Consider the following 26171-nt stretch of genomic DNA (forward strand, 5'->3'; position numbering starts at 1 on the left):
TTCGATGAAGCCGCCGTACAACTGCGCGAGCAGCTGGCGCGGGCCTTGTGCGGTCTGGATCAGCTCAGTGGTCATGGTGGGACTCCGATTCTTGTTCTGGGGCGTCAGGGCTGCGGCCACAGGCGCGCGCAGGCTTCCCGCACGGCGCGGGCGCTGCCCAGGGCCAGCAGTTCCTGGCTGCGCTGGCGGCAGTCCTCGGCGTCGAGTTCGCGGACTCGCGCCTTGATCTCGCCGACCAGGCCGGGGCTCACCGAGAGCTCCTGCACGCCCAGGCCGATCAACACCGGCGTGGCCAGCACTTCGCTGGCGAGCGCGCCGCAGACGCCGACCCAGCGGCCATGGCGGGCGGCGCCGGCGCAGGTCTGGGCGATCAGCCGCAGCAGGGCCGGATGCAGTGCATCGATGCGCGCGGCGAGCCCGGCATGGCAGCGGTCCATGGCCAGGGTGTACTGCGAAAGGTCGTTGGTGCCGATGGAGAGGAAGTCGGCGTGCTCGGCCAGTTGGTCGGCCAATAGGGCGGCGGAGGGTACCTCGATCATCACGCCCAGTTCGGGGCGTTGCTCGATGCCCAGTTCCTGCGCCAACTGGTCCAGGCGCTGGCGGATGGCGATCAGCTCCTCCACTTCGCTGACCATGGGCAGCAGCACGCGGCAGCGGTGCAGCGGCGAGACCTGCAACAGTGCGCGCAACTGCTGGTCGAGCAGTTGCGGCAGTGCCCGGCCGAGGCGGATACCGCGCAGGCCCAGGGCCGGATTTTCCTCGGCGGGCAGCGGCAGGTAGGCGAGGTGCTTGTCGCCGCCGACATCGATGGTGCGGATGATCACCCGCCGCTCGCCCATGGCGTCCAGCACGTCCTGGTAGGCGCGCTGCTGTTCCTGCTCGTTCGGCGCCTGCTGGCGGTCGAGAAAGAGGAACTCGGTACGCAGCAGGCCGACGCCGTCGGCTCCGGCGACGAAGGCTTCGGCCGCTTCTTCCGGGTTGGCGACGTTGGCGCCGACCTCGATGGACTTGCAGTCGCGGGTCACGGCCGGTTGCTGGGCCTGCACGCGCTGGCGTTCGCGGGTCTGCTCGCGTTGTTCACGCTGGGCCGCGACCTGGGCGATCCGTTCGGCGCTGGGGCTGTATTCCAGTCGGCCATGATCGGCATCCAGCACCAGCGTTCGGCCTTCTTCCAGTTCCAGCAGTTGCGGGCCGAGGGCGACTACGCAGGGCAGGCCCTTGGCGCGGGCAAGGATGGCGACATGGGAGGTGGCGCCGCCTTCGGCCATGCACAGGCCGGCAGCGCCGGCACGCACCAGCGGGCCGAGGTCGGACGGGGTGATTTCATGGGCGGCTACCAGGCTGCCGGCCGGGACCGGCTGTTCGCCCTCTTTGCCGAGGAGGACGCGCAGCACGCGCTTCTCCAGGTCACGCAGGTCGTTGGCGCGCTCGGCCAGCAGCGGGTTGCCCAGCGCCAGCAGAATGCCGCATTGCGTCTGCACGGCGCGGCTCCAGGCGTGGGCGGCGCTGATGCGCTGGTCGATCAGCAGGTCGGCGGCATCCAGCAGGCCGGGGTCTTCGAGCAGGGCGAGGTGGGCGGAGAAGATCGCTTCCTCGTCTGCGTGACCTTGTTTCCCGGCCTGTTGCAGCGTGGTGCGAACGTCATCGCGAACATGCTCCAGTGCCTGATCCAGTGCGCGGTGCTGTTCGTCCGGTCGGGAATCTCCGGTGTCCTGCGGGAGCTGGATGGTGCCCAGGCGCACCAGCGGGCCGCTGGCCAAGCCAGGGGCTGCGCAGACGCCGCCCAGTACGCCGGGTTCGTCCGCGCCCCGCGGTGCAGATACCGGGATGGCGGCGATGGGAAGGGGATGAGGTTCGCCATCGGCGGTGCCCAGGGTTTTCAGCAGGGCGTGGAGCGCCGCTTCGCTGTCCTGGCCGCGGCAGATCACTTCCACTTCGTCCTGCTCGGCGACGCCCAGGCCCATGACCCCGACCAGGCTGTCGATGCTGGCGCTGCGCCCGCCGACATGCAGTTCGGCGCGGCTGGAGAACTCCTGGGCGGTCTTGCGCAGCAGGGCGGCGGGGCGGGCGTGGAGACCGCCGCGCAGCGCCACGCGGACGCGGCCACGGGTTTCACTGCCGCCAGCGTGTTGTTCGTTGGCCACGGGTGCCGTAGCGGTCCGGCTGAGTTGCAGCAGCGGCGCGCCGACGTCCACCGAAGTGGTGGTCAGCGGGCGCAGCTCGTAGCCTTCGCCATTGGTGACGATCAGTACGGTAATCAGGCTCCTGCTGCCGCGCGCTACCTTGTCCAGGTCGAAGCGCAGCAGCGGTTGACCTTCGCTGACCCGCTCACCTTCCCGCACCAGCGCTTCGAAACCCTCGCCCTGCAGCTGGACGGTGTCCAGGCCCAGGTGCAACAGCAGCTCGGCACCGTTGTCGGCCTTCAGGGTCACGGCATGGCGGGTACGGGCGAGGTGCATGACCACACCGGCGCAGGGCGCGTGCAGGCAGTCGTTCAGCGGGTCGATGGCGATCCCATCACCCATGGCACCGCTGGAAAACACCGGATCGGGGACCCGGCTGAGCGGCATCACGGGCCCGCTCAGGGGGGCTTTGAGGGCCAGATTGTTGTTGTTCATGGTGGCTGCGCTCAGTGGGTGCGGGTGACCTTGCTCAGGTGCCGCGGCTGGTCCGGGTTCATGCCGCGTGCTTCGGACAAGCTGGCGGCCATGACGTAGAAGCTCTGGATCGCCAGGATCGGGTCCAGCGCCGGGTGGGCGGCGGTTACGAGCGGCAGGTCACGCCCGGCGACATCGTCCGGGGCGGCCAGCAGGACGCGCGCGCCACGCTGGCGCATGTCCTCGGCCAGGGCCAGCAGGCCGGCCTGCTCGGGGCCGCGCGGGGCGAGGATGAGCAGCGGGTAGTGCTCGTCCACCAGGGCCATCGGTCCGTGGCGGACTTCGGCGCTGCTGAACGCCTCGGCCTGGATCGCCGAGGTTTCCTTGAATTTCAGCGCGGCCTCCTGGGCCACGGCGAAGCCGGTACCGCGACCGATCACCATCAGCCGCTCGCCGTCGCGCAGGGCTTCGACGGCTGGCGTCCAGTCGAGCGCCGCGGCGCGCCGGAGGTCGGCGGCAAGCCCGGCTCCCGCTTCGAGCAGCGCCTGGTCGCGCTGCCAATGGGCCAGCAGACGGGTGGACGCGCTGAGGGTGGCGATGAAGCTCTTGGTGGCGGCGACACTGCGTTCGGGGCCGGCACACAGCGGCACGGTGAACTCGGCGGCAGCTTGCAGCGGGGAGTTCTCGGCGTTCACCAGGGCAACGCTGAGGGCGCCGCGCTCGCGCAGGCGGCTCAGGGTGTCGACCAGGTCCGGGCTCTGGCCGGACTGGGAGAAGGCGAAGGCGACCTGGCCGTCCACCTGCAGCGGCGCCTGACGCAAAGTCACCACCGACATCGGCAGCGAGGCCACCGGCAGGCCGGCATGCTGCATGGTCAGGTAGGCGAAGTAGCTGGCGGCATGGTCGGAGCTGCCACGGGCGACCGTCATCGCCAGCTTCGGTGCGACAGCGCGCAGGCGCTCGCCGAGCTCCGGCAGGCTGCGGTCCAGTACGGTGAGCTGGCGCGCAACCACGTCGGCGGCGGACAGTGCTTCTTCAAGCATCAGCGAGGTCAAACTGGTCTCCTTCGACCCAGACGGTCTCGAGGGTCAGGGAACGGTCCAGGCGCACGATGTCGGCCCAGGCTCCGGGGGTGAGGCGACCACGCTCGGTCAGCCCCAGGTAATCGGCGGGGAACTGCGAGAGACGCTGGGAGGCCTCGGCGATGGGCAGGCCGATCTTCACCAGGTTGCGCAGCGCCTGATCCATGGTCAGCGTGCTGCCGGCCAGGGTGCCGTCGGGCAGGCGTACGCCGCCCAGGCACTTGGTGACGGTGTGGCTGCCCAGCTTGTATTCGCCGTCGGGCATGCCGGCGGCGGCGGTGGAGTCGGTCACGCAGTACAGGCACGGGATCGAGCGCAGGGCGACCTTGATCGCGCCGGGGTGCACGTGCAGCAGGTCGGGAATCAGCTCGGCGAACCGCGCGTGGGCCAATGCGGCGCCAACCATGCCGGGTTCGCGGTGGTGCAGGCCGGTCATGGCGTTGTACAGGTGAGTGAAGCTGGTGGCGCCGGCCTCCATGGCGGCCACGCCATCCTCGTAGCTGCCCAGCGTGTGGCCGATCTGCAGGCGCACGCCGCGCTCGACCAGTGCGCTGATCAGCGGCAGGTGGCCGGCGATTTCCGGGGCGATGGTGATGACCCGGATAGGCGCCAGGCGCAGGAACTCATCCACTTCGTCGAGCGCGGCGGCATGGGCGAAGTTGGGCTGCGCACCGAGCTTGCCGGAGTTGATGAACGGGCCTTCCAGGTGCACGCCCAGCACGCGTGCGGCTTTGCCGCGCGGAGCCTGGCAGTAGTCGCCCAGCGCGCCGAGCACGCCGGCGATCTCGTCCCGCGGCGCCGTCATGGTGGTGGCGAGCAGCGAAGTGGTACCGAAGCGCAGGTGCGTGCGGGCAATGGCGGCAAAGGCGCTGGCGCCTTCCATGATGTCGTGGCCGCCGCCGCCGTGGACATGCAGGTCGATGAAGCCGGGCAGCAGGTAGGGCAGGTCGTTGTGCGAGGGATCGCCGAGCGAGCCTTCGATACGCTGGATGCGGCCTTCCTGCAGGTGCAGGTGGCCCACGATCCAGCCCTGGGGGGTGAGGATGTTGCCTTCGAGCATCGGAGTCTTCCCGGGTCAGCGCCGCAGTTCGGCGACGAAGTCGTAGTAGTCGTTGCGGCAGTAGGTGTCGGTCAGCTCGATGGCGGTGTTGTCTTCGAGGTAGCCGATACGGGTCATCAGCAGCATCGCGGTACCGGGCCGGATGCCCACCAGCGCGGCTTCCTCGGCCGAGGCGTTGACCGCCTGCACGTGTTGCAGGGCGCGGACCACCGGGCGGCCGATGGCGTCCAGGTGGGCATAGAGGGAGTCGCCGACCGTCGCCGGGTCGCCGAGCAGGCGCGCCGGCAGGCTGCTCTGTTCGATGGCCATGACCACGCCGTCGGCCTTGCGCAGGCGCTTCATGCGCACGACCTTCTCGGTCGGCGACAGGCCCAGGCGGAGCACTTCTTCGTGGGTCGGCAGGCTGATCTCGCGTTCCAGCCAGGTGGAACTGGGGGTGAAGCCCTTGAGGCGGAGCATTTCGCTGAAGCTGGAGAGGCGCGACAGCGGCTGCTCAAGGCGCGGCGTGATGAAGGTGCCGGAGCCCTGGATGCGGTGCACCAGCCCCTGCTCCAGCAGGACCTCCAGCGCCTTGCGCGCGGTGACCCGTGACAGACCCAGGTATTCGCTGAGGTGGCGCTCGGAAGGCAGGGCCTCCTCGGCGCGCCAGTGGCCGGCGTGGATGGCGGTCTCCAGGCTGCGGGCCAGCTGCAGGTAGAGCGGGGTGGACAGGGTCTCGTCCGGCCGCAGTGCCTGCAGGCGTTGCTCGGCGCTGATCTGGGTGGGCTGGCGGGTCATGATCGGCTCGTTGGCGAGGTAGTGGAATTTACGCTAATACCACTTAGATACCACGTCAACGCCACCTCGCCGATCACCAGGCGTCAGCCGACGAACTGTAGCCCCCGTCGCAATCGGCGAAAAGTCTGCAGAGTGGATGGAGAAAGGCTTGCGCAGGTCGGAAGCAGTGCCGGCCGCACAACGAAAAACGCCGCCAGGGCAGGGCCGTGGCGGCGTTTCAGACGAGCACTGGTATCAGTGTGGTCGCGTCAGGGGCGGATCTCGATCAGCGTGCCGTCCTTGACCAGACTCCAGACCTCGCGCATGTCGGCGTTGGTCATGGCGATGCAGCCATTGGTCCAGTCCAGGGTCGAGAAGTACCACTCCGGGTAGTCGTCATCCATCGGCGTGCCATGGATCATGATCATGCCGCCGGGCGACAGGCTCTTTTCCCGCGCCTTGGCCACGTCGCGGGCATTGGGGTAGGAGATGTGCATGGAGAGGTTGTACTTGTCGCTGGTCTTGCGCCAGTCGACCCAGTAGAAGCCTTCCGGCGTGCGGTTGTCGCCCTCGGCCAGCTTCGGGCCCTGCGGGCGCTTGCCCAGCGACACGCGATAGCTCTTGAGAACCTTGCCGTTGCTGATGAGGTTCAGTTTGCGCTCGGACTTGAGCACGAGAATCTTGTCGATACGACCGTCGAGCGTGGGCATCGCGTTGGCATGCGAGAACGCTGCGAAGGTCAGACAAAGTACGGCAATCAACCAGCGCATCGAGTGGTGTTCCCCGGTAGTTCCTAAAGCCTTAGAGGCGGTATATGAGCTTATTAGTTCTTTTTCTGTGCAAGCATTGGGAGAATCCCTTCATTGCGTATCGGGAAGTTCTGAACGATCCGATCCGTCAGGAAATATTCTAAGGTACGGCCCACGGTGGGGAAAGCCAGCTCGTCCCACGGAATGTCGGATTCTTCGAAGAGTTGTACCTCCAGGCTTTCCTCGCCCGCGGAGAAGTCCAGGTCGGCCAGCTCCGCGCGGAAGAAGATATAAACCTGGCTGATATGCGGCAGATCAAAGACCGTATAAAGCTGCAGGCCGTGGACGCGGGCATTGGCCTCTTCGAGGGTCTCGCGGGCGGCGGCCTGTTCCAGGGTCTCGCCGTTCTCCATGAAGCCCGCCGGCAGCGTCCAGAAGCCCTGGCGCGGCTGAATGGCGCGGCGGCAGAGGAGGATCCTGCCCTCCCAGACCGGCAGGCAGCCGGCGACGATGCGCGGGTTCTGGTAATGCACGGTCTGGCACTGGTCGCAGACGAAGCGCGGGCGGTTGTCGCCGCTGGGGATGCGCAGGCTCACGCTGGCGCCGCACTGGCTGCAGAATTTCATGCCGCTTCCTTGTTATTGAATGGAACAATCTTGCGCGCTGCGTGGTGCGCCCAGCAAGGGGCGGGGGTTGGGCAGGGGCGTCTTTCGTGCCATGATCCTTCAATTAGAAGAATCGGCCCCCGCAGGATGTTCGGCATGCTGGACCAGCTGCGCCAACGCATACAGACGCACACGCCAAGCGACCTTGAAACGGACCACAGCTTCCCGGAAGCGGCGGTCCTGCTCCCCATCACTCCCCAGGAAGAGCTCGTGCTCACCCTGCGCGCGACCGGGCTTTCGACCCATAGCGGCGAAGTGGCCTTCCCCGGTGGGCGTCGCGACCCGGAGGACGTGGACCTGATCCACACCGCCCTGCGCGAGGCCCACGAGGAAATCGCCCTGCCACCGGGACTGGTGGAGGTCGTCGGGCCGTTGAGCACCCTGGTGTCGCGGCACGGTATCCTGGTCAAGCCATTCGTCGGCTTCGTCCCCGATTTCGTGGAGTACCGCCCCAACGACGGCGAGATCGACGCCGTGTTCAAGGTGCCGCTGGAGTTCTTCCGCGGCGACCCGCGGGAAACCACCCACCGCATCGATTATTTCGGCCGCAGCTGGTACGTCCCGAGCTATCTGTTCGAGGGGTACAAGATCTGGGGCCTGTCCGCGATCATGCTGGTCGAGCTGCTGAACCTGCTGTACGACGCTCGCATCGACCTGCACCAGCCGCCGTCGAAGTTCATCAAGCTGAGCTGAGAACCGATAATCAAGAGCGGCCCCCGCCTGAGGAGAAACCCATGAAGTACCGCCTGGGCTCGTCCCGAGTCGAAACCCATCCGGAAAGCTGGATCGCCCCCAACGCCATGGTGGTCGGCAAGGTGCGTCTCGATGCCGGCGCCAGCGTGTGGTTCAACGCCGTGCTGCGCGGCGACAACGAGCTGATCCACATCGGCGAGCACAGCAACGTGCAGGACGGCACCGTCATGCACACTGACATGGGCTTCCCGCTGACCCTGGGCAAAGGCGTGACCATCGGCCACAACGCCATGCTGCACGGCTGCACCGTGGGCGATTACAGCCTCATCGGCATCAACGCGGTGATCCTCAACGGCGCGAAGATCGGCAAGTACTGCATCATCGGCGCCAACGCGCTGATCCCCGAGGGCAAGGAGATTCCCGACGGCTCCCTGGTCATGGGTTCCCCCGGCAAGGTGGTGCGCGAGCTGACCGAGCCGCAAAAGAAGATGCTCGAAGCCAGCGCCGCCCATTACGTCCACAACGCGCAGCGCTACGCCCGCGACCTGGCCGAGCAGGAAGATGACTGAAGAACGTCCCGTCGCCTCGCCCTGCGTGCACGTCTGCGCGCTGGACGACGCCGACATCTGTCTGGGCTGCCAGCGCAGCGCCGCCGAAATCACCCGCTGGGGCCTGATGGACAACGCCGAGCGCCGCGAGGTGCTGAAGCGTTGCGACCAGCGCGCCCGCGAGCAGGGCGTGCTGGTCTAGAACCGCCACGCCCGAACGTTTTCCCGTTTCGAACTTTCCCTTCCCGAGGTTTCCCGCAATGCCCCGTATTGGAACTCCCCTGTCGCCGAGCGCGACCCGCGTACTGCTCTGTGGCTCCGGCGAGCTGGGCAAGGAAGTGGCGATCGAGCTGCAGCGCCTGGGCTGTGAAGTGATCGCCGTCGACCGCTACGAGAACGCACCGGCGATGCAGGTCGCGCACCGCAGCCACGTGATCAGCATGCTCGACGGTGTCGCCCTGCGCGCGGTGATCGAGCAGGAAAAGCCGCACTACATCGTGCCGGAGATCGAAGCCATCGCCACTGCGACCCTGGTCGAGCTGGAGAACGAAGGCTACACCGTCATCCCCACCGCCCGTGCCGCTCAACTGACCATGAACCGCGAGGGCATCCGCCGCCTGGCCGCCGAAGAGCTGGGTCTGCCGACCTCGCCCTACCACTTCGCCGACACCTACGAGGACTACGCCGCTGGTGTCGCCGCCGTGGGCTATCCGTGCGTGGTGAAGCCGATCATGAGCTCCTCGGGCAAGGGCCAGAGCGTGCTCAAGTCCGACGCCGACCTGAAGACCGCCTGGGATTACGCCCAGGAAGGCGGCCGCGCCGGCAAGGGCCGCGTCATCGTCGAAGGCTTCATCGACTTCGACTACGAAATCACCCTGCTGACCGTCCGCCACATCGGTGGCACCACCTTCTGCGCACCCATCGGCCACCGCCAGGTGAAGGGCGACTACCACGAGTCCTGGCAGCCCCAGGCGATGAGCCCGAAGGCGCTCGCCGAGTCCGAGCGCGTGGCCAGGTCGGTCACCGAAGCCCTCGGCGGTCGTGGCCTGTTCGGCGTCGAGCTGTTCGTGAAAGGCGATGAAGTGTGGTTCAGCGAGGTCTCGCCGCGCCCGCACGACACCGGCCTGGTGACTCTTATTTCCCAGGACCTCTCCGAGTTCGCCCTGCACGCCCGCGCCATCCTCGGCCTGCCGATCCCGGTGATCCGCCAGCTGGGCGATTCCGCCTCGGCGGTGATCCTGGTGGAAGGCAAGTCGCAGCAGGTGTCCTTCGGTAACCTCGGCGCCGCGCTGAGCGAGCCGGACACTGCGCTGCGCCTGTTCGGCAAGCCGGAAGTGGATGGCCAGCGCCGCATGGGCGTCGCCCTGGCGCGCGACGAATCGATCGACGCCGCGCGCGCCAAGGCCACTCGTTCGGCCCAGGCGGTCAAAGTCGAGCTGTGAGCCGCTGGGCGGGGCTGATGTGGTGGGCAGCGGCGTTGCCGCTGCTGCCGCTGGCCCTGCCCATGGCCGTGCGCACGCGGCGCACGGCCTTGCGCCTGGCACCCGCCGCCGGCGTCTGCGAAGGCATCGCAGGGGCGGAACTTGCCGGCGACCCCTTTCGTCTGTTGCTGCTGGGTGAATCCACCGTCGCCGGTGTTGGCGCGTCCTGCCTGGATTTCGCGTTGGCCGGCCGGCTGGCCCTGGCGCTCTCCGCTCGTCTCCAGCGGCCCGTCGCCTGGCGTGCGGTGGGGGAGAACGGCATCACCGCCGGCGAAGCCTGCGAACGCCTGCTGCCGCTGGTAGTCGCAGAGGACTACGACCTCGTGGCGCTGGTCTTCGGCGTCAACGACACCACGCACTTCAGCTCCCGCCAGCGTTGGCAGGCCTCCCTCGGGCAATTGATCGAGCACTTCCGTCGCCGCGGCGCGCGGGTGGTGTGCACGGCGGTGCCGCCGTTGCAGCACTTCACGGCCTTGCCCTGGTTGTTGCGGCAGTTGCTGGGTTGGCGCGCGATGCTGCTGGATCGCCAGCTCAGTGCTCTGGCGCTGGCGCAGGGGGCGGGCTATTGCGGGGTGAGCCTGGAGATGCAGCCGCAGTTCCTCGCCATCGATGGCTATCACCCGTCGGCGCTGGGCTACCAGGTCTGGGGCGAGCATCTGGCGGAGTGGCTGGTTGCCCAACGCTGACCCTGTAGGAGCGGGCCACGCCCGCGAACCGCTGGCAGGGCCAGCGTTGGCGCCAGGTTCCATCATCACCGGGAACAACGGATTCCGCTGCCTTGGCAGCCGAATCCGTTTCCGGTTATCCGCTGGTTACCGGCTCAGCGGATATCGTTCAGGTCAGCCTCGCGGGTCTCGCGCAGGCACAGTACGGCCAGCAGGCTGAGTCCTGCCGCGACCGACACGTAACCCCCCACCCAGCTCAATCCACCCATGCCCACCAGTTTCTGCGCGATGTACGGCGCCACCGAGGCACCGAGGATGCCACCCAGGTTGTAGGCCGCCGAAGCGCCGGTGTAGCGCACGTGGGTCGGGAAGAGTTCCGGTAGGAGTGCGCCCATGGGGGCGAATGTCACGCCCATGAGGAACAGTTCCAGCGACAGGAACACTGCCACTTCCACCGACGAACCCTGGCTCAGCAGCGGCTCCATGGCGAAGCCCGAGGCGATGGCGGCGAGGGTGCCGACGATCAGCACCGGCTTGCGCCCGAAGCGGTCGCTCAGCCAGGCCGAGACCGGCGTGGCGGCGGCCATGAAGAGCACGGCAATGCACAGCAGGCCGAGGAAGTCCTCGCGGCTGTAGCCCAGGGTACTGACGCCGTAGCTCAGCGAGAACACCGTGGAGATGTAGAAGAGGGCGTAACACACCACCATCGCCAGGGCGCCCAGCAGGGTCGGCCGCCAGTGTTTGCTCAGCAGTTCGGCGATCGGCAGGCTGGAGCGCTCGTGGCGTTCCATGGCCTTGGCGAACACTGGCGTTTCTACCAGCTTCAGGCGCACGTACAGGCCGACCAAGACCAGCACGGCACTGAGCACGAACGGGATGCGCCAGCCCCAGGAACGGAACTGTTCTTCGCTGAGGAACATGGCCAGGCAGAGGAACAGGCCGTTGGCGGCGAGAAAGCCGATCGACGGGCCCATCTGCGGGAACATGCCGAACCAGGCGCGGCGGCCCTTGGGCGCGTTTTCCGTGGCCAGCAGCGCCGCGCCGCCCCATTCGCCACCCAGACCGAGGCCCTGGCCGAAGCGCAGCACGCAGAGCAGGATCGGCGCCCAGGCGCCAATGCTGTCGTAGCCCGGCAGCAGGCCGATCAGGGTGGTAGAGATGCCCATCAGCAGCAGCGAGGCCACCAGGGTCGATTTGCGCCCGATGCGATCGCCGAAGTGGCCGAACAGCGCCGAGCCCAGCGGGCGGGCAAGGAAGGCGATACCGAAAGTGATGAAGGCGCTGAGCGCCTGGGCGGTGCCGGAGGTCTGCGGGAAGAACACCGGGCCGATCACCAGCGCGGCGGCGGTGGCGTAGACGTAGAAGTCGTAGAACTCGATGGCGGTGCCGATGAAGCTGGCGACCGCGACGCGGGTGGTGGAATTGGTCTGTTCGGCCGGTTGTGCGGCTTCGAGGGTGGCGCTGGTCATACGGGGATTATCCCTGGCAGTCACGGCTGGCGACGACTCTCTGGTCGTGTCCAGCGTCATAGGAGGCATCGCCATGGCGCGAGTGCGAGCGCGGCCCGGGATCGGGGCAGGGTGGGCGCGGCTCGCGGCGGGTCAGGGCGAGGCCGGCTGCTTCGCAAGGCAACGACGCGGGTCGAGGCTCGGCGGGGCGTGCGATTGACTGGCCGGCGCGGCGTCGCGGGTAACGGCGGGCGCAGGCGGGAGGCTGGGTAAGCCGTCCGGATTATAGGGGCGGGCGGGGCGGCTCAGGCAAGCTCGTCGGTGTAGGGAGCTTCCCTGGGCGGCGCGCCGGGCAACCAGGCGCGCACGCTTTTCACCCGGTTTTCGCCGGACTGGAGGATTTCCAGGCGGTAGCGGCCGATCTTCAGGCACACCGCGCAGTCGGGAATCTGCTCCAGCGCTTCGGTGACCAGGCCGTTGAGGGTCTTGGGTCCGTCGCTGGGCAGTTGCCAGCCCAGGGCGCGGTTGACGTCGCGCAGGTTGGCCGAGCCGTCGATGACGTAGGTGCCGTCGGCCTGGGGATGGATGTCCGGGTTGCGCAGGGTGTTCTGGTTGCTGAACTCGCCGACGATTTCTTCGAGGATGTCTTCCAGGGTGATGATGCCGATCACCTCGCCGTACTCGTCGACGACGATGCCGATGCGCCGCTTCTGCTTCTGGAAATTGATCAGCTGGGTCGACAGCGGCGTGCTCTCGGGCACGAAGTAGGGCTCCAGGCACGCGGCCTTGAGGCTTTCCTTGGTCAACTGGTTGTGGGTCAGCAGGCGGGCGATCTGGCGCATGTGCACCACGCCCTCGACCTGGTTGATGTCGTTGCGGAACACAGGCAGGCGGGTGTGGGTGGTGTTGCGCAGCTGGCCGATGATGGTTTCCAGCTCGTCGTCCAGGTCGATGCCCTGGACTTCGTTGCGCGGCACCATCAGGTCGTTCACCGTGATCTTTTCCAGGTCGAGGATGCTCAGCAGCATGTCCTGGCGGTTGTTGGTGAGCTTCTCGCTGGAGTCGGTGACCACGCTGCGCAGCTCGTCATTGCTCAGCGGCTTGTTGCCGCGCTGGGTCGGGTCGAGGCCGCCCAGGCGCAGCAGGAGGTTGCTGATGCCGGTCATCAGCCAGAGCAGCGGGCTGAACAGCTTCTGCATCCAGATCAGCGGCAGGCTGGCAGGGAAGGCGACGCGCTCGGGGCGCAGGGCGGCGTAGGTCTTGGGGGTGATCTCGCCGAAGATCAGCAGGATCAGCGTCAGTGCCACGGTGGCAATGGCCACGCCGGCCTCGCCCCACAGGCGCAGGGCCAGCAGGGTCGCCAGGGACGAGGCGATGATGTTGACGAAGTTGTTGCCGATCAGGATGGTGCCCAGCAGCCGGTCGGTGCGCAGCAGCAGCCAGCTGGTGCGTCGTGCGCCGCGGTTGCCCTTCTTGGACAGGTGGCGCAGGCGGTAGCGATCGAGGCTGAGCATGCCGGTCTCGACGCTGGAGAAGAACGCCGAGCAGAGGATCAGGAAGACCAGCAGGCCGATCAGGTAGCCGGGGTGGATCTCTTCCATGCGCGCAGGTCCTTCAGCGGCGCTCGGGCGCCGCCGTTAGCGTCAGATGTGCAGGATGAATTCCTTGACCAGCTTGCTGCCGAAGTAGGCCAGCATCAGCAGGCAGAAACCCGCGAGGGTCCAGCGGATCGCCTTGTGGCCGCGCCAGCCGAGCTGGTGGCGGCCCCACAGTAGTACGCCGAATACCACCCAGGCGAAGCAGGAGAGGATGGTCTTGTGCGCCAGGTGCTGGGCGAACAGGTTGTCGACGAACAGCCAGCCGGAAATCAGCGACAGCGAGAGCAGCGACCAGCCGCCCCAGAGGAAGCCGAAGAGCAGGCTTTCCATGGTCTGCAGCGGCGGGAAGTTGCGGATCAGGCCCGACGGGTGCTTGTGCTTGAGCTGATGGTCCTGAACCAGCAGGAGCAGCGCCTGGACCACGGCGATGGTCAGCAGGCCATAGGCCAGGATCGACAGCAGGATGTGGGCGAGGATGCCGGGCTGCTCGTTGATCGGTTCGATGGTGCCGTGGGGCATCAGCACGGCCAGCAGGGTGGTCAGCGCGCCGAGCGGATAAAGGAAGATCAGCAGGTTGTGCACCGGGATGCGCAGGCACGCCAGCAGGGTCAGTGCGGTAACCGCGGCGGAGATCAGGCTGGCGGCGTTGAAGAAGTCCAGCGCCAGGCCCGCGGGCGTCAGCAGCTCCTGGCTCAGGCTGTACGCCTGGCAGAGCAGGGCGACCAGGCCCAGCAGGAGGAGCAGCGGTTTCTGCGGCGGGTTGCGGCGGGCCAGGCTTGCACCCTGGTAGGCGGTGGTGCCGATATAAAGGACGGCGGCGATCAGGCTGGGCAGCAGAGGTTGCATAAGTCCTTGGAACAGTCCTTCGAAAGGGGACCCGAAAGGTCGTGAGTTTGGCACAGATCGCCCGCGCCTAGAAAGCGGCTGAGAACAGTTCGCTTCTGGCCTGCGAAGCGGTCCGTCACATCGGGATCATCGGCGGTGTTGGCGTTGGCCGCACTTGGTTATAATCGGCGGCTTGCTGACAAGCCAAACCCTGGTCCGACCGGGCCTGATTAGGAACGCGCATGTTCGAAAACCTTACAGATCGCCTCTCGCAAACGCTGCGCCACGTCACCGGCAAGGCCAAGCTGACCGAGGACAACATCAAGGACACGCTCCGCGAAGTGCGGATGGCCCTGCTGGAAGCCGACGTGGCCCTGCCGGTGGTCAAGGACTTCGTCGCCAAGATCAAGGATCGCGCGGTCGGCACCGAGGTTTCCAAGAGCCTGACCCCGGGCCAGGCCTTCGTGAAGATCGTCCAGGCCGAGCTGGTCGAGCTGATGGGCGCGGCCAACGAGGACCTCGACCTTGCTGCCGCTCCGCCTGCGGTCATCCTGATGGCCGGCCTGCAGGGCGCGGGCAAGACCACCACTGCCGGCAAGCTGGCGCGCTTCCTTAAAGAGCGCAAGAAGAAGTCCGTGCTGCTGGTATCCGCCGACGTCTATCGCCCGGCGGCGATCAAGCAGCTGGAAACCCTGGCCAACGATCTGGACGTGACCTTCTTCCCGTCCGACACCAGCCAGAAGCCGGTCGCCATCGCCGAAGCGGCGATCCGCGAAGCCAAGCTGAAGTTCATCGACGTGGTGATCGTCGACACCGCCGGCCGTCTGCACATCGACGCCGACATGATGGACGAGATCAAGCAGGTCCATGCGGCGATCAAGCCGGTGGAAACCCTGTTCGTGGTCGACGCCATGACCGGCCAGGACGCCGCCAACACCGCCAAGGCCTTCAATGATGCGCTGCCGCTGACCGGCGTGGTGCTGACCAAGGTCGATGGCGACGCCCGCGGCGGTGCCGCGCTGTCCGTGCGCGCCATCACTGGCAAGCCGATCAAGTTCCTCGGCATGGGCGAGAAGAGCGAAGCGCTCGATCCGTTCCACCCCGATCGCGTGGCCTCGCGCATCCTCGGCATGGGTGACGTGCTCAGCCTGATTGAGCAGGCCGAGCAGAGCATGGACCGCGAGAAGGCCGAGAAACTCGCGAAGAAGATCAAGAAGGGCAAGGGCTTCGACCTGGAAGACTTCCGCGATCAGCTGCAACAGATGAAGAACATGGGCGGCCTGGGCAGCCTCATGGACAAGCTGCCGATGCTCGGCGGCGTCAACCTGTCGCAGATGGGCAACGCGCAGAACGCGGCGGAGAAGCAGTTCAAGCAGATGGAGGCGATCATCAACTCCATGACTCCTGCCGAGCGCCGTGATCCGGAAGTGATCAGCGGCTCGCGCAAGCGCCGCATCGCCATGGGTTCGGGTACCCAGGTGCAGGACGTTGGTCGCCTCATCAAGCAGCACAAGCAGATGCAGAAGATGATGAAGAAGGTCACCGCCAAGGGCGGCATGGCCAAGATGATGCGCGGCATGGGGAGCATGTTCCCCGGCGGCATGCCCAAGATGTGAGGCCAGACGGCTCGCCGCCTGGCGGGCCGGACGCGCTGCGGCTTGCGGCGCGTGGCTTTAGCTCATAGAATATGCGGCCTTTCGGGCTATGTGCCCGAGGGCTGCATTTCTTTTTTGCAAGCAAACCATAGGAACAACGTACGCATGGTAACCATTCGTCTGGCTCGTGGCGGCTCCAAGAAGCGCCCGTTCTATCACCTGACCGTGACCAACAGCCGCAACGCTCGTGACGGCCGTTTCGTCGAGCGCGTCGGCTTCTTCAACCCCGTCGCCACTGGCGCTGAGCTCAAGTTCTCGGTCAACCAGGAGCGTCTGAACTACTGGCTGAGCCAAGGCGCTCAACCGTCTGAGCGTGTTGCTCAGCTGATCAAGGAAGCCGCCAAGGCTGCCTGAGATCGATGAACACGAATACTGCTCCCGCCGAGGAGATGGTTGTTCTCGGCAAGATCGTATCGGTGCACGGTATTCGTGGTGAGGTGAAGGTGTATTCCTTTACCGATCCGTTGGACAACCTGCTGGACTATCGCCGCTGGACGCTCAAGCGTGGCAACGAAGTTCGACAGGCTGAGCTGGTTCAAGGTCGCGTGCAGGGCAATGTCCTGGTCGCGAAGCTGAAGGGACTGGATGATCGCGAGATCGCCCGCACCTTCGCTGAATTCGAAATCCTGGTTCCGCGCAGCGAGCTGCCGGTGCTGGACGATGGCGAGTTCTACTGGAGCCAGTTGGAAGGTCTCAAGGTGATCGACCAGAACGGGCAACTGTTCGGGATTCTCGACCACATGCTGGAGACCGGCGCCAACGATGTGATGGTAGTCAAGCCCTGCGCAGGCAGCCTGGACGACCGTGAACGCCTGCTCCCGTATACGGATCAGTGCGTGCAATCGGTGGACCTGGAAGCCGGCGAGATGCGGGTGGACTGGGACGCGGACTTCTAACCCTTGTGGATGAGAGCCCTCAGCCGATGTGGATAGGAGTGATCAGCATCTTTCCGGAGATGTTTCGCGCCATCAGCGACTATGGCATCACGAGTCGCGCGGTCAAGCAGGAGCTGATTCAGCTTCAGTGCTTCAACCCGCGAAGCAACACCGAGGACCGTCACCAGACGGTGGATGACCGGCCTTTCGGCGGTGGTCCCGGCATGGTGATGAAAATCAAGCCGCTCGAAGGCGCACTGGGCGATGCCCGGCAAGCCGCAGGCGGACCGGTGAAGGTGATCTACCTCTCGCCGCAAGGTCGCAAGCTCACGCAGGCGGCCGTGAAAGAACTGGCGAACGAGGAACGACTGATCCTGATCGCCGGGCGTTACGAAGGCATCGACGAGCGCTTCATTGAAGAGCATGTCGATGAGGAATGGTCAGTTGGCGATTATGTCCTGTCCGGGGGTGAGCTTCCGGCCATGGTGCTGATTGACGCGGTCACGCGGTTGTTGCCCGGTGCACTGGGCCACGTGGACTCCGCCGAGGAGGACTCCTTCACGGATGGCCTGCTCGACTGTCCGCACTACACCCGACCTGAGGTGTACGCAGACAAACGTGTTCCTGAGGTGCTGCTCAGCGGCAACCACGAACACATCCGGCGCTGGCGTTTGCAGCAGTCCTTAGGCAGGACCTGGGAACGACGTGCCGATCTTCTGGATTGCCGCTCGCTTTCTGGAGAAGAGAAAAAGCTGCTGGAGGAATACATCCGCCAGCGGAACGATAGTTAACGTATCGATGGCCCGCGCCGAGCGCAGGTCTTAGGAGCACGAAATGACCAACAAGATCATTCAGCAGATCGAAGCTGAACAGATGAGCAAAGAGATTCCGGCGTTCGCCCCCGGCGACACCGTAATCGTCCAGGTTAAAGTGAAGGAAGGCGACCGTCAGCGTCTGCAGGCCTTCGAAGGCGTTGTCATCGGCAAGCGTAACCGCGGCCTGAACAGTGCTTTCACCGTTCGCAAGATCTCCAACGGCGTAGGCGTAGAGCGTACCTTCCAGACCTACAGCCCGCTGGTTGACAGCATCTCCGTCAAGCGTCGCGGCGACGTGCGCAAGGCCAAGCTGTACTACCTCCGCGAACTGTCCGGCAAGGCAGCTCGTATCAAGGAAAAACTGGCCTAATTCGCCGGTTGTTCCCGAAAAAAGCAGCCCACGGGCTGCTTTTTTCTTGCCCGTGTATTTCTTCTCTCCTTAATTGGATGCCTTAACTGCCCCCGCAGCGCATTACAAACACAACACCCGCAGCACCGGCAGCCACCCTCATTGCATCAGGTAGCAGTGGCATGAGCCCCAGAGAACAGGAAATCCTCCGTCGTACGGAGCTTTCCGAAACCCGCGTGACCAAGGCGATCTTCCCGCCCACCACCAACCACCACAACACCCTGTTCGGCGGCACCGCCCTGGCCTGGATGGACGAAGTCTCGTTCATCGCCGCGACGCGCTTCTGCCGTCTGCCGCTGGTGACCGTGTCCACCGACCGCATCGACTTCAAGCACCCGATTCCCGCCGGCTCCATCGTCGAGCTGATCGGCCGGGTAGTGAAGGTCGGCAACACCAGCCTGAAGGTCGAGGTGGAAGTGTTCGTCGAGAGCATGTCCGCCGACGGCCGCGAGAAGGCCATCCACGGGCTCTTCAGCTTCGTCGCCATCGACGACGAGAAGCGTCCGGTGCCGGTCCTGCCCGGTTTCGAGGCCTGAAATGCAAGAAGGCGCCCGCGGGCGCCTTCTTGCATGATGGCTCGCCTTCAGTGACGCAGGCTGATCTTCAGCGAAGCCTGGGACAGGTCGATGTTCTGCAGGCTCAGGCTGCCCATGCTCTGGGTCTTGGGTGCGCCGGCGACGCGGATGTTGTCGAAGCGTACCTCGCCGATGGAGCTGGGCAGGCGCACGTTGATCGAGCCATCCGGGTTCAGGGACGAGGAAGCGTGCGCGGTGTCGTACTGCACGTCATGCAGCGAGGTCTCGGCATCGAGGCTGTCGACCACCGGCATCACCAGGCGCGACAGCTGCTTGATGGCACCGACGCCATCGCCGCTCTCGGCGCTGACCAGCAGGCTCTGCAGGGTGTCGTCGAAGCCCTGGGCGCTGACGTCGCTCATCTCGCGGTCGCTCAGCGGCTTGAGGCCCTTGGGTGCTTCGTGGCGGGTGATGCTTGTCGGCGCCTGGCGCTGCACGTCGGCGCTGGCCAGCTGGAACGGGCTGAGCAGGGCGGCGACCAATGTCGCCGCCAGGCGCAGGTTGTTCTGCTTCTTCAGCGCGCGGCCGAGCTGGCGCTCGCTGATCCAGCCCTGCTGGATCAGGGTTTCGCCCAGGCGCAGTCCGTTGGTGAGCTGGAGCTGGATGGCCTTATCCAGCTGATGGGAGGTGATCAGGCCCTTGGTGACAAGGATCTGGCCGAGACGGGAGTTCTGTTGGCTAGGCATGGCATGGGCTTCGTGGGGCGCTATGATGGCTAGGTGCAATCATTGTCTTTCGGACACATTCTGTCACCAGCCTAAAGATAGGCTGACATGGCCGGTCGTCAGGTTGTCAGAGCCTGCACGGTGTCGTTCTTACTCACGGCGGTCTCCGCCTCTTCTTCGATCAGCGCGATCACCGTCCAGCCACTGGCAGGGGCGAGCGGTTGCTCGGGGCTGGCAATGTGCAGCCGGCCACTCGGGTCGCGGGCGAACAGCAGCAGGGCACGCTGGCCATGTTGCGCCTGGTATTCGTCCCAGCCGAAGTTGTCGCTGAGCAGCGTCGAGCGGACTTCCGCGCCGCGGGCGATCAGCCCGGCCATCTGCGGGTAGGTGACGAGGCTCTGGCCCAGCGGATGACCGCGATGGCGGTCGCTGACCCGGTGCTTCTCGCTGCGACGGCTGTCCTGGCTGGAGGGCAGGATGAAGCGGTGGCGGGGGCTGAACTCGTGGCGGAAGCTCATGCACATCAGCGCGTTCAGTTCGGCGTTGGGCGACAGCGCCAGCAGGTGGCCCAGGCCGATCAGGTCGAGATGGGCCTCCGCGTGCTGCGAGGCGGGGTTGCCGAAGTAGGTCGGCAGGTGCTCCATGCGTGCCGCGCGGGTGTTCTCCCAGCTGGAGTCGGTGAGCAGCACCTTCACCCCGGCATTCTGCAGGCCGGTACCGACTGCGCGGGCCACGGGGTTGGCGCCGATGATGAGGAACCCGGTAGGCACCGGCTCGGCCACCTTCAGCAGGCGCGCCAGGGGGCGGGCGGTGGCGCTTTGCAGGATCACCGTGCCGATGATCACCAGGAAGGTCAGCGGCACCAGCACGCCGGCCTGGGCGTGGCCGGCTTCCTGCAGACGAATCGCGAAGATCGCCGAGACGGCCGCTGCGACGATGCCGCGCGGGGCTATCCAACTGAGCAGTGCGCGCTCGCGCCAGTTGAGTGATGAGCCTGCGGTGGAAACCAGTACGTTCAGCGGTCGGGCGACGAACTGGATCAGCGCCAGTACCAGCAGGGCGATCGGACCCAGCCCCAGCAGTGCCGAGAGGTCCAGTCGTGCGGCGAGCAGCACGAAGAGGCCGGAGATCAGCAGCACGCTGAGGTTCTCCTTGAAGTGCAGGATCTGCCGGACGTCCACGCCTTTCATGTTGGCCAGGCGCAGGCCCATGACGGTCACCGCCAGCAGTCCGGATTCGGACATCAGCGTGTTGGAGAGCACGAACAGGCCCAGCACCACGGACAGCGACGCCAGGTTGTGCAGGTAATCCGGCAGCCAGTGGCGGCGCAGCGCCACGCCCAGGGTCTGGCCGCCCAGCAGGCCGGCAACGATGCCGGTGCCGATCACGCTGAAGAAGGTCAGCAGGCTGTCGGTCCAGCCCGAGCCACTGTCACTGGCGGCGATGAAGGTGTAGACCACCACCGCGAGCAGGGCACCGATGGGGTCGATGACGATGCCTTCCCAGCGCAGGATGTTGGCGATGGTGGCGTTGGGACGCACCACGCGCAGCATGGGTACGATCACTGTCGGACCTGTGACCAGGGTGAGGGTGCCGAACAGCAACGCCATCTCCCAGGTGAAGTCCAGCAGATAGTGGGTCGCCAGGGCGATCACGCCCCAGGTGAGCAGGGCGCCGACGGTGACCATGCGCCGCACCACCGTGCCGATTTCCTTCCACTCGTCCAGGTGCAGAGTCAGGCTGCCCTCGAACAGCACGAGGGCGACCGCCAGCGACACCAGCGGAAACAGCAGTGGGCCGAACAGCATCTCCGGCGATAGCAGGTGAAGGACTGGCCCCACCAGGATGCCGGTCAGCAGCAGGAACAGGATCGCCGGCAGGCGAAGTCGCCAGGCCAGCCACTGGCTGGCGAGGGAGGCGGCGCCGATGCCGGCGAGGGCGTAGTAGGTGCTGTGTTCATCCATGGAGCGGTGACATCCTGCGCAAGAGTGGTGAGGGCAATACGGGATATGAAAGACTACCCGCGCCACATTTTCCTTTGCTATGGCCTGAAATGACCCCGGTTTCACATTTGCTGATCGATCGCTTCCTCGATGCCCTCTGGCTGGAGAAGGGCCTGTCCGACAACACCCGCAGTGCCTATGGCAGCGACCTTGCGCTGTTCAATGGCTGGCTCGGCGAGCACGGCGTTGCACTGGAGTCCGCCGGGCGCGACGTGATCCTCGATCACCTGGCCTGGCGTCTGGGCGAGGGCTACAAGGCCCGTTCCACGGCGCGTTTCCTGTCCGGGCTGCGCGGTTTCTACCGCTATTGCCTGCGCGAGGGCCTGATCGCCGAAGACCCGACGCTGCTGGTGGAGTTGCCGCAACTGGGCAAGCCGCTACCCAAGTCGCTGTCGGAATCGGATGTGGAAGCCTTGCTCGCGGCGCCCGAGACCGACGATCCTCTCGGCCTGCGTGACCGCACCATGCTGGAGGTGCTCTACGCCTGCGGCCTGCGCGTGAGCGAGCTGGTCGGCCTGACCCTGGAGCAGGTGAACCTGCGTCAGGGCGTGGTACGCGTGCTCGGCAAGGGCAGCAAGGAGCGCCTGGTGCCGCTGGGCGAGGAGGCGATCCGCTGGATCGAACGCTACGTGCGCGAGGCCCGTGGCGACCTGCTGGCCGGGCGGCCGAGCGACGTGCTGTTCCCCAGCCTGCGCGGCGAGCAGATGACCCGCCAGACTTTCTGGCACCGCATCAAGCTCCACGCGAAGGTGGCCGGTATCGGCAAGAGCCTGTCGCCGCACACCCTGCGCCACGCCTTCGCCACCCATCTGCTCAATCACGGCGCCGACCTGCGTGTGGTGCAGATGCTGCTGGGGCACAGCGACCTCTCCACCACGCAGATCTACACGCACATTGCCCGTGCCCGTCTGCAGGACCTGCATGCCCAGCACCACCCGCGTGGGTGAGCGGGGCTCTTGCAACGCATGTGTTGCCCCGCGAACGACCGGCCATGGATGGCCGGGGCGGGGCTGAACCTGGGCAGGTCGTCTCGACAGGGATGTCTACACCTTGTTCGATCTTTGCGGACCAGGCCTTAACCGCTACTCCCGCCGAAGCTTCCCGCTACAGCCTTTGGCTCGGTCTTGTCGGTCCGGTGTGATAGTCTTCGCCGACTGACATCAGGAGCTTTCCATGCGTTTGTCCCGACTTCTGACTGCCGCGGCTTTTGGCCTCGTCAGCACCCTCGCTCTGGCGGCCGAGCCGGACCAGGCGATCCGCACCACCCTGCAGTCCCTGCAGCCTGACCTGCCCATCGAGAACATCTCCAAGGGCCCCCTGGAAGGCATCTACCAGGTGCAGCTCAAGGGCGGTCGCATTCTCTATGCCAGCGCCGACGGCCAGTTCGTCGTACAGGGCAACATCTACCAGGTGAAGGACGGCAAGCCGACCAACCTGACCGAGAAGGCCGAGAGCGCCGGTGTGGCCAAGACCATCAACGCCATCGCCGCCAAGGACATGGTGGTGTTCCCGGCCAAGGGCGAAACCAAGGCGCACATCACCGTCTTCACCGACACCACCTGCCCGTACTGCCAGAAGCTGCACGCCGAAGTGCCGGAGCTGCAGAAGCGCGGCATCGAAGTGCGCTACCTGGCCTTCCCGCGCCAGGGCCCGAACTCGCCGGGTGATGCCCAGCTCCAGGCCGTGTGGTGCTCCAAGGACCGCCAGGCGGCCATGAGCGACATGTTCCACGAGAAGGAAGTGAAGGCCGCCAAGTGCGAAAACCCGGTGGACGCGCAGTTCGCCCTGGGTCAGATGGTCGGTGTGCAGGGCACCCCGGCGATCATCCTCGCCGACGGCACCCTGCTGCCGGGCTACCAGCCGGCCGGCCAGATCGCCAAGCTGGCTCTGGAAGCCAAGTAAGCCGCGGCTTGCGCACTGATTGACTAATGCGGAACCGCTTCGTAATGTTCGGTTCCTTTTGACTAGGGAACAGGCAGTCCGCCTGTTCTGACATGGTGCCTGCTCCCATGCCCGCCTCGTTGCGGGCATCGGCGTCTCAGGCGCCCCGATGCTGTAATCATGGGGAGTTTCAGCGTGAAACCGGTGAAAGTGGGAATCTGTGGGTTGGGGACCGTCGGTGGCGGTACCTTCAATGTACTCAAACGCAACGCCGAGGAGATTGCCCGCCGTGCCGGGCGTGGTATCGAGGTTGCGCAGATTGCCGCCCGTCGCCCCAATCCGAAGTGTGAAACCGGCAGTACCCCCATTACTGCCGACATCTTCGACGTGGCGAACAACCCGGAAATCGACGTGGTCATCGAGCTGATCGGTGGCTACACCCTGGCCCATGAGCTGGTGCTCAAGGCCATCGAGAACGGCAAGCACGTGGTCACCGCCAACAAGGCGCTGATCGCTGTGCACGGCAACGAAATCTTCGCCAAGGCCCGCGAAAAGGGCGTCATCGTCGCCTTCGAGGCCGCGGTGGCCGGCGGTATCCCGGTGATCAAGGCGATCCGCGAGGGCCTGGCCGCCAACCGCATCAACTGGCTGGCTGGCATCATCAACGGCACCGGCAACTTCATCCTCACTGAGATGCGCGAGAAGGGCCGCGCCTTCGCCGACGTGCTCAAGGAAGCCCAGGCGCTGGGCTACGCCGAAGCCGACCCGACCTTCGACGTCGAAGGCATCGATGCCGCGCACAAGCTGACCATCCTGGCGTCCATCGCCTTCGGCATTCCGCTGCAGTTCGACAAGGCCTACACCGAAGGCATCACTCAGCTGACCACCGCCGACGTGAACTACGCCGAGGCCCTGGGCTATCGCATCAAGCACCTGGGCGTCGCCCGCCGTACCGACAAGGGTATCGAGCTGCGCGTACACCCGACCCTGATTCCGGCCGACCGCCTGATCGCCAACGTGAACGGCGTGATGAACGCGGTCATGGTCAACGGCGATGCCGCGGGTTCCACGCTGTTCTACGGCGCTGGCGCCGGCATGGAGCCCACCGCTTCCTCGGTGGTCGCCGACCTGGTGGACGTGGTTCGCGCCATGACCGCCGACCCTGAGAACCGCGTGCCGCACCTGGCCTTCCAGCCGGACTCGCTCTCCGACCACCCGATCCTGCCGATCGACGCCTGCGAAAGCGCCTATTACCTGCGCATCCAGGCCAAGGACCATCCGGGCGTACTGGCCCAGGTGGCGACCATCCTCTCCGAGCGCGGCATCAACATCGAATCGATCATGCAGATGGAAGTCGAAGAGCATGACGGTCTGGTGCCGATGATCCTGGTTACCCACCGCGTGCTCGAGTCCCGCATCATCGAAGCCATCGCCGCGCTGGAAGCGCTGGATGACGTCGTCGGCAATGTCGTACGCATCCGCGTCGAACAACTGAATTAATCGGGCTGCAGGCCATGGGCGGCAGGCGGCAGGCGAAACAGCCAGAAGCCTGAGGCCCGAGGCCTGAAGCCAAAACCGAAGGTTTTGAACATGCGCTACATCAGTACCCGCGGCCAGGCGCCCGCGCTGAACTTCGAAGACGTCCTGCTCGCCGGCCTCGCCAGCGATGGCGGCCTCTACGTGCCGGAAAACCTGCCGCGCTTCACCGTCGAAGAGATCGCCTCCTGGGCCGGCCTGCCGTACCACGAACTGGCCTTCCGCGTGATGCGCCCGTTCGTTGCCGGCAGCATCTCCGACGCCGACTTCAAGAAGATCCTCGAAGAGACCTATGGTGTCTTCGCCCACAACGCCGTGGCGCCGCTGCGCCAGCTCAACGGCAATGAGTGGGTGCTGGAGCTGTTCCACGGCCCGACCCTGGCCTTCAAGGACTTCGCCCTGCAACTGCTCGGCCGCCTGCTCGACCACGTGCTGACCAAGCGCGGCGAGCGCGTGGTGATCATGGGCGCCACCTCCGGCGACACCGGTTCGGCGGCCATCGAAGGCTGCAAGGCCTGCGAGAACGTCGACATCTTCATCATGCACCCGCACAACCGTGTGTCCGAGGTGCAGCGCCGTCAGATGACTACCATCCTCGGCGAGAACATCCACAACATCGCCATCGAAGGCAACTTCGACGACTGCCAGGAGATGGTCAAGGCCAGCTTCGCCGACCAGGGCTTCCTGAAAGGCACCCGTCTGGTGGCGGTGAACTCGATCAACTGGGCGCGGATCATGGCCCAGATCGTCTACTACTTCCACGCTGCCCTGCAGCTCGGCGCACCGGCCCGCTCCGTGGCCTTCTCGGTGCCCACCGGCAACTTCGGTGACATCTTCGCCGGCTACCTGGCGCGCAACATGGGCCTGCCGGTCAGCCAACTGATCGTCGCGACCAACCGCAACGACATCCTGCACCGCTTCATGTCCGGAAACCGCTACGACAAGGACACCCTGCACGCGTCGCTGTCGCCGTCCATGGACATCATGGTCTCGTCCAACTTCGAGCGCCTGCTGTTCGACCTGCACGGCCGCAACGGCAAGGCTGTCGCCGAGCTGATGGACAACTTCAAGGCCACCGGCAAGCTGGCCGTCGAGGATGACCGCTGGACCGAAGCGCGGCGCCTGTTCGATTCGCTGGCGGTGAGCGACGAGGAAACCTGCGAGACCATCGCCCAGGTCTTCGCGGAGTCCGGCGAGCTGCTGGACCCGCACACCGCCATCGGCGTACGTGCCGCTCGCGAGTGCCGTCGCAGCCTGGCCGTGCCCATGGTCACCCTGGGTACCGCGCATCCGGTCAAGTTCCCGGAAGCCGTGGAGCAGGCCGGCATCGAGGCTGTTCCGGCACTGCCGGCGCACCTGACCGACCTGTTCCAGCGTGAAGAGCGTTGCACCGTGCTGCCGAACGAACTGGCCAAGGTCCAGGCCTTCGTCAGCGCCCACGGCAACCGCGGAAAACCGCTCTAAAGCGCGGATCGCCGTTCGAAGAAGCCCGCCTCCTGGCGGGCTTTTTCATGGCCGCGAATCGGCCTTTGGAGCATTCGCGAAACATGCCGTCATGACCAACGGTACTGACAACGGCGAACTTTATCG

Annotated in this window: 26 protein-coding genes; 15 read left to right on the plus strand and 11 right to left on the minus strand. The window is 65.8% G+C overall.

What is annotated here, in order from left to right; translation table 11 throughout:
* Positions 1–104 precede the first annotated feature (104 nt).
* From ptsP to IB273_RS10350, 6 genes are all read right to left on the minus strand, one after another.
* Entirely contained in the window at positions 105–2618 is a 2514-nt protein-coding gene (gene ptsP, locus IB273_RS10325) for a phosphoenolpyruvate--protein phosphotransferase (protein WP_192224013.1), read from the minus strand.
* A gap of 11 nt (positions 2619–2629) precedes the next feature.
* On the minus strand, positions 2630–3652 hold the full coding sequence (locus tag IB273_RS10330) for an SIS domain-containing protein (protein WP_192209810.1): 1023 nt from the start codon (positions 3650–3652) through the stop codon (positions 2630–2632).
* Positions 3633–4739 carry an N-acetylglucosamine-6-phosphate deacetylase gene (gene nagA / locus IB273_RS10335; RefSeq protein ID WP_192224014.1) on the minus strand — a complete coding sequence of 369 codons (1107 nt, stop codon included), beginning with the start codon at positions 4737–4739 and terminating at the stop codon, positions 3633–3635. The genes IB273_RS10330 and nagA overlap by 20 nt, the downstream gene beginning before the upstream one ends.
* A 15-nt stretch (positions 4740–4754) precedes the next feature.
* Positions 4755–5516 carry a GntR family transcriptional regulator gene (locus IB273_RS10340; RefSeq protein ID WP_081515924.1) on the minus strand — a complete coding sequence of 254 codons (762 nt, stop codon included), beginning with the start codon at positions 5514–5516 and terminating at the stop codon, positions 4755–4757.
* Between the two features lie 248 nt (positions 5517–5764).
* Positions 5765–6265, minus strand: a complete 501-nt coding sequence (locus IB273_RS10345; RefSeq protein WP_081515923.1) for a L,D-transpeptidase family protein — start codon at positions 6263–6265, stop codon at positions 5765–5767.
* A gap of 53 nt (positions 6266–6318) precedes the next feature.
* Positions 6319–6870, minus strand: coding sequence for an NUDIX hydrolase (locus IB273_RS10350; RefSeq protein WP_081515922.1), 552 nt, complete (start codon positions 6868–6870; stop codon positions 6319–6321).
* 135 nt (positions 6871–7005) lie between these two features.
* On the opposite strand from IB273_RS10350, the gene IB273_RS10355 reads away from it, so the two are divergent.
* From IB273_RS10355 to IB273_RS10375, 5 genes are read left to right on the plus strand one after another with little or no spacing between them, the layout of a single operon-like run.
* The gene (locus tag IB273_RS10355; protein ID WP_081516425.1) at positions 7006–7602 is read left to right on the plus strand and encodes an NUDIX hydrolase; all 597 of its coding nucleotides are present in this window, start codon (positions 7006–7008) and stop codon (positions 7600–7602) included.
* Between the two features lie 41 nt (positions 7603–7643).
* Positions 7644–8171: a gamma carbonic anhydrase family protein gene (locus tag IB273_RS10360; protein WP_151188070.1), complete on the plus strand. Its 528-nt coding sequence runs from the start codon at positions 7644–7646 to the stop codon at positions 8169–8171.
* A complete protein-coding gene (locus tag IB273_RS10365) occupies positions 8164–8352 on the plus strand; it encodes a DUF1289 domain-containing protein (RefSeq protein WP_081515920.1) in 189 nt (62 codons plus the stop codon). Before IB273_RS10360 ends, IB273_RS10365 begins: the two co-directional genes overlap by 8 nt.
* Before the next feature lie 58 nt (positions 8353–8410).
* Entirely contained in the window at positions 8411–9592 is a 1182-nt protein-coding gene (purT, locus tag IB273_RS10370) for a formate-dependent phosphoribosylglycinamide formyltransferase (RefSeq protein ID WP_081515919.1), read from the plus strand.
* Positions 9589–10317 (plus strand): SGNH/GDSL hydrolase family protein, encoded by a 729-nt coding sequence (locus IB273_RS10375; RefSeq protein ID WP_081515918.1) that lies wholly within the window; start codon positions 9589–9591, stop codon positions 10315–10317. Before purT ends, IB273_RS10375 begins: the two co-directional genes overlap by 4 nt.
* A 134-nt stretch (positions 10318–10451) precedes the next feature.
* Here IB273_RS10375 and IB273_RS10380 read toward each other — a convergent pair whose 3' ends face one another.
* The 3 genes from IB273_RS10380 to IB273_RS10390 form a co-directional block, all read right to left on the minus strand.
* The gene (locus IB273_RS10380; protein WP_192224015.1) at positions 10452–11765 is read right to left on the minus strand and encodes an MFS transporter; all 1314 of its coding nucleotides are present in this window, start codon (positions 11763–11765) and stop codon (positions 10452–10454) included.
* A 284-nt stretch (positions 11766–12049) separates the two neighbouring features.
* Positions 12050–13345, minus strand: a complete 1296-nt coding sequence (locus IB273_RS10385; protein WP_081515916.1) for an HlyC/CorC family transporter — start codon at positions 13343–13345, stop codon at positions 12050–12052.
* A gap of 42 nt (positions 13346–13387) precedes the next feature.
* Positions 13388–14188 (minus strand): inner membrane protein YpjD, encoded by an 801-nt coding sequence (locus tag IB273_RS10390; RefSeq protein ID WP_081515915.1) that lies wholly within the window; start codon positions 14186–14188, stop codon positions 13388–13390.
* A 221-nt stretch (positions 14189–14409) separates the two neighbouring features.
* On the opposite strand from IB273_RS10390, the gene ffh reads away from it, so the two are divergent.
* From ffh to IB273_RS10420, 6 genes are all read left to right on the plus strand, one after another.
* The gene (gene ffh, locus IB273_RS10395) at positions 14410–15783 is read left to right on the plus strand and encodes a signal recognition particle protein (protein WP_081515914.1); all 1374 of its coding nucleotides are present in this window, start codon (positions 14410–14412) and stop codon (positions 15781–15783) included.
* A 144-nt stretch (positions 15784–15927) separates the two neighbouring features.
* On the plus strand, positions 15928–16176 hold the full coding sequence (rpsP, locus tag IB273_RS10400; RefSeq protein WP_081515913.1) for a 30S ribosomal protein S16: 249 nt from the start codon (positions 15928–15930) through the stop codon (positions 16174–16176).
* A gap of 5 nt (positions 16177–16181) precedes the next feature.
* The gene (gene rimM, locus IB273_RS10405) at positions 16182–16718 is read left to right on the plus strand and encodes a ribosome maturation factor RimM (protein WP_081515912.1); all 537 of its coding nucleotides are present in this window, start codon (positions 16182–16184) and stop codon (positions 16716–16718) included.
* A gap of 26 nt (positions 16719–16744) precedes the next feature.
* Positions 16745–17488 carry a tRNA (guanosine(37)-N1)-methyltransferase TrmD gene (gene trmD, locus IB273_RS10410; RefSeq protein WP_024766884.1) on the plus strand — a complete coding sequence of 248 codons (744 nt, stop codon included), beginning with the start codon at positions 16745–16747 and terminating at the stop codon, positions 17486–17488.
* 43 nt (positions 17489–17531) lie between these two features.
* The gene (gene rplS, locus IB273_RS10415) at positions 17532–17882 is read left to right on the plus strand and encodes a 50S ribosomal protein L19 (RefSeq protein ID WP_017522234.1); all 351 of its coding nucleotides are present in this window, start codon (positions 17532–17534) and stop codon (positions 17880–17882) included.
* A 161-nt stretch (positions 17883–18043) separates the two neighbouring features.
* Positions 18044–18457, plus strand: coding sequence for an acyl-CoA thioesterase (locus IB273_RS10420; RefSeq protein ID WP_026079396.1), 414 nt, complete (start codon positions 18044–18046; stop codon positions 18455–18457).
* Between the two features lie 47 nt (positions 18458–18504).
* Here IB273_RS10420 and IB273_RS10425 read toward each other — a convergent pair whose 3' ends face one another.
* Together IB273_RS10425 and IB273_RS10430 are read right to left on the minus strand one after the other, a co-directional pair.
* Positions 18505–19182, minus strand: coding sequence for a hypothetical protein (locus IB273_RS10425; protein ID WP_081515911.1), 678 nt, complete (start codon positions 19180–19182; stop codon positions 18505–18507).
* Positions 19183–19280: 98 nt separating this feature from the next.
* Positions 19281–21125 (minus strand): cation:proton antiporter, encoded by a 1845-nt coding sequence (locus IB273_RS10430; RefSeq protein WP_081515910.1) that lies wholly within the window; start codon positions 21123–21125, stop codon positions 19281–19283.
* Positions 21126–21214: 89 nt separating this feature from the next.
* Between IB273_RS10430 and xerD the strand changes: the two genes are divergently transcribed.
* From xerD to thrC, 4 genes are all read left to right on the plus strand, one after another.
* Entirely contained in the window at positions 21215–22111 is an 897-nt protein-coding gene (xerD, locus tag IB273_RS10435) for a site-specific tyrosine recombinase XerD (protein ID WP_081515909.1), read from the plus strand.
* A gap of 226 nt (positions 22112–22337) precedes the next feature.
* Positions 22338–23066, plus strand: a complete 729-nt coding sequence (locus IB273_RS10440) for a disulfide isomerase DsbC N-terminal domain-containing protein (RefSeq protein WP_081515907.1) — start codon at positions 22338–22340, stop codon at positions 23064–23066.
* Positions 23067–23240: 174 nt separating this feature from the next.
* Positions 23241–24545 carry a homoserine dehydrogenase gene (locus IB273_RS10445; RefSeq protein WP_024766890.1) on the plus strand — a complete coding sequence of 435 codons (1305 nt, stop codon included), beginning with the start codon at positions 23241–23243 and terminating at the stop codon, positions 24543–24545.
* Between the two features lie 90 nt (positions 24546–24635).
* Positions 24636–26045 carry a threonine synthase gene (gene thrC / locus IB273_RS10450; protein WP_192224016.1) on the plus strand — a complete coding sequence of 470 codons (1410 nt, stop codon included), beginning with the start codon at positions 24636–24638 and terminating at the stop codon, positions 26043–26045.
* Positions 26046–26171 lie beyond the last annotated feature (126 nt).

This window comes from Pseudomonas sp. PDM19 (assembly GCF_014852215.1).
Taxonomy (GTDB): Bacteria; Pseudomonadota; Gammaproteobacteria; order Pseudomonadales; family Pseudomonadaceae; genus Pseudomonas.

Excerpts from the sequence above, each read along its gene's own strand:
- ptsP (WP_192224013.1), bottom strand. The coding sequence starts at position 2,618 with ATGAACAACAACAATCTGGCCCTCAAAGCCCCCCTGAGCGGGCCCGTG.
- nagA (WP_192224014.1), bottom strand. The coding sequence starts at position 4,739 with ATGCTCGAAGGCAACATCCTCACCCCCCAGGGCTGGATCGTGGGCCAC.
- IB273_RS10340 (WP_081515924.1), bottom strand. The coding sequence starts at position 5,516 with ATGACCCGCCAGCCCACCCAGATCAGCGCCGAGCAACGCCTGCAGGCA.
- IB273_RS10345 (WP_081515923.1), bottom strand. The coding sequence starts at position 6,265 with ATGCGCTGGTTGATTGCCGTACTTTGTCTGACCTTCGCAGCGTTCTCG.
- IB273_RS10350 (WP_081515922.1), bottom strand. The coding sequence starts at position 6,870 with ATGAAATTCTGCAGCCAGTGCGGCGCCAGCGTGAGCCTGCGCATCCCC.
- IB273_RS10355 (WP_081516425.1), top strand. The coding sequence starts at position 7,006 with ATGCTGGACCAGCTGCGCCAACGCATACAGACGCACACGCCAAGCGAC.
- IB273_RS10360 (WP_151188070.1), top strand. The coding sequence starts at position 7,644 with ATGAAGTACCGCCTGGGCTCGTCCCGAGTCGAAACCCATCCGGAAAGC.
- IB273_RS10365 (WP_081515920.1), top strand. The coding sequence starts at position 8,164 with ATGACTGAAGAACGTCCCGTCGCCTCGCCCTGCGTGCACGTCTGCGCG.
- purT (WP_081515919.1), top strand. The coding sequence starts at position 8,411 with ATGCCCCGTATTGGAACTCCCCTGTCGCCGAGCGCGACCCGCGTACTG.
- IB273_RS10380 (WP_192224015.1), bottom strand. The coding sequence starts at position 11,765 with ATGACCAGCGCCACCCTCGAAGCCGCACAACCGGCCGAACAGACCAAT.
- IB273_RS10385 (WP_081515916.1), bottom strand. The coding sequence starts at position 13,345 with ATGGAAGAGATCCACCCCGGCTACCTGATCGGCCTGCTGGTCTTCCTG.
- IB273_RS10390 (WP_081515915.1), bottom strand. The coding sequence starts at position 14,188 with ATGCAACCTCTGCTGCCCAGCCTGATCGCCGCCGTCCTTTATATCGGC.
- ffh (WP_081515914.1), top strand. The coding sequence starts at position 14,410 with ATGTTCGAAAACCTTACAGATCGCCTCTCGCAAACGCTGCGCCACGTC.
- rpsP (WP_081515913.1), top strand. The coding sequence starts at position 15,928 with ATGGTAACCATTCGTCTGGCTCGTGGCGGCTCCAAGAAGCGCCCGTTC.
- rimM (WP_081515912.1), top strand. The coding sequence starts at position 16,182 with ATGAACACGAATACTGCTCCCGCCGAGGAGATGGTTGTTCTCGGCAAG.
- trmD (WP_024766884.1), top strand. The coding sequence starts at position 16,745 with ATGTGGATAGGAGTGATCAGCATCTTTCCGGAGATGTTTCGCGCCATC.
- rplS (WP_017522234.1), top strand. The coding sequence starts at position 17,532 with ATGACCAACAAGATCATTCAGCAGATCGAAGCTGAACAGATGAGCAAA.
- IB273_RS10420 (WP_026079396.1), top strand. The coding sequence starts at position 18,044 with ATGAGCCCCAGAGAACAGGAAATCCTCCGTCGTACGGAGCTTTCCGAA.
- IB273_RS10425 (WP_081515911.1), bottom strand. The coding sequence starts at position 19,182 with ATGCCTAGCCAACAGAACTCCCGTCTCGGCCAGATCCTTGTCACCAAG.
- IB273_RS10430 (WP_081515910.1), bottom strand. The coding sequence starts at position 21,125 with ATGGATGAACACAGCACCTACTACGCCCTCGCCGGCATCGGCGCCGCC.
- xerD (WP_081515909.1), top strand. The coding sequence starts at position 21,215 with ATGACCCCGGTTTCACATTTGCTGATCGATCGCTTCCTCGATGCCCTC.
- IB273_RS10440 (WP_081515907.1), top strand. The coding sequence starts at position 22,338 with ATGCGTTTGTCCCGACTTCTGACTGCCGCGGCTTTTGGCCTCGTCAGC.
- thrC (WP_192224016.1), top strand. The coding sequence starts at position 24,636 with ATGCGCTACATCAGTACCCGCGGCCAGGCGCCCGCGCTGAACTTCGAA.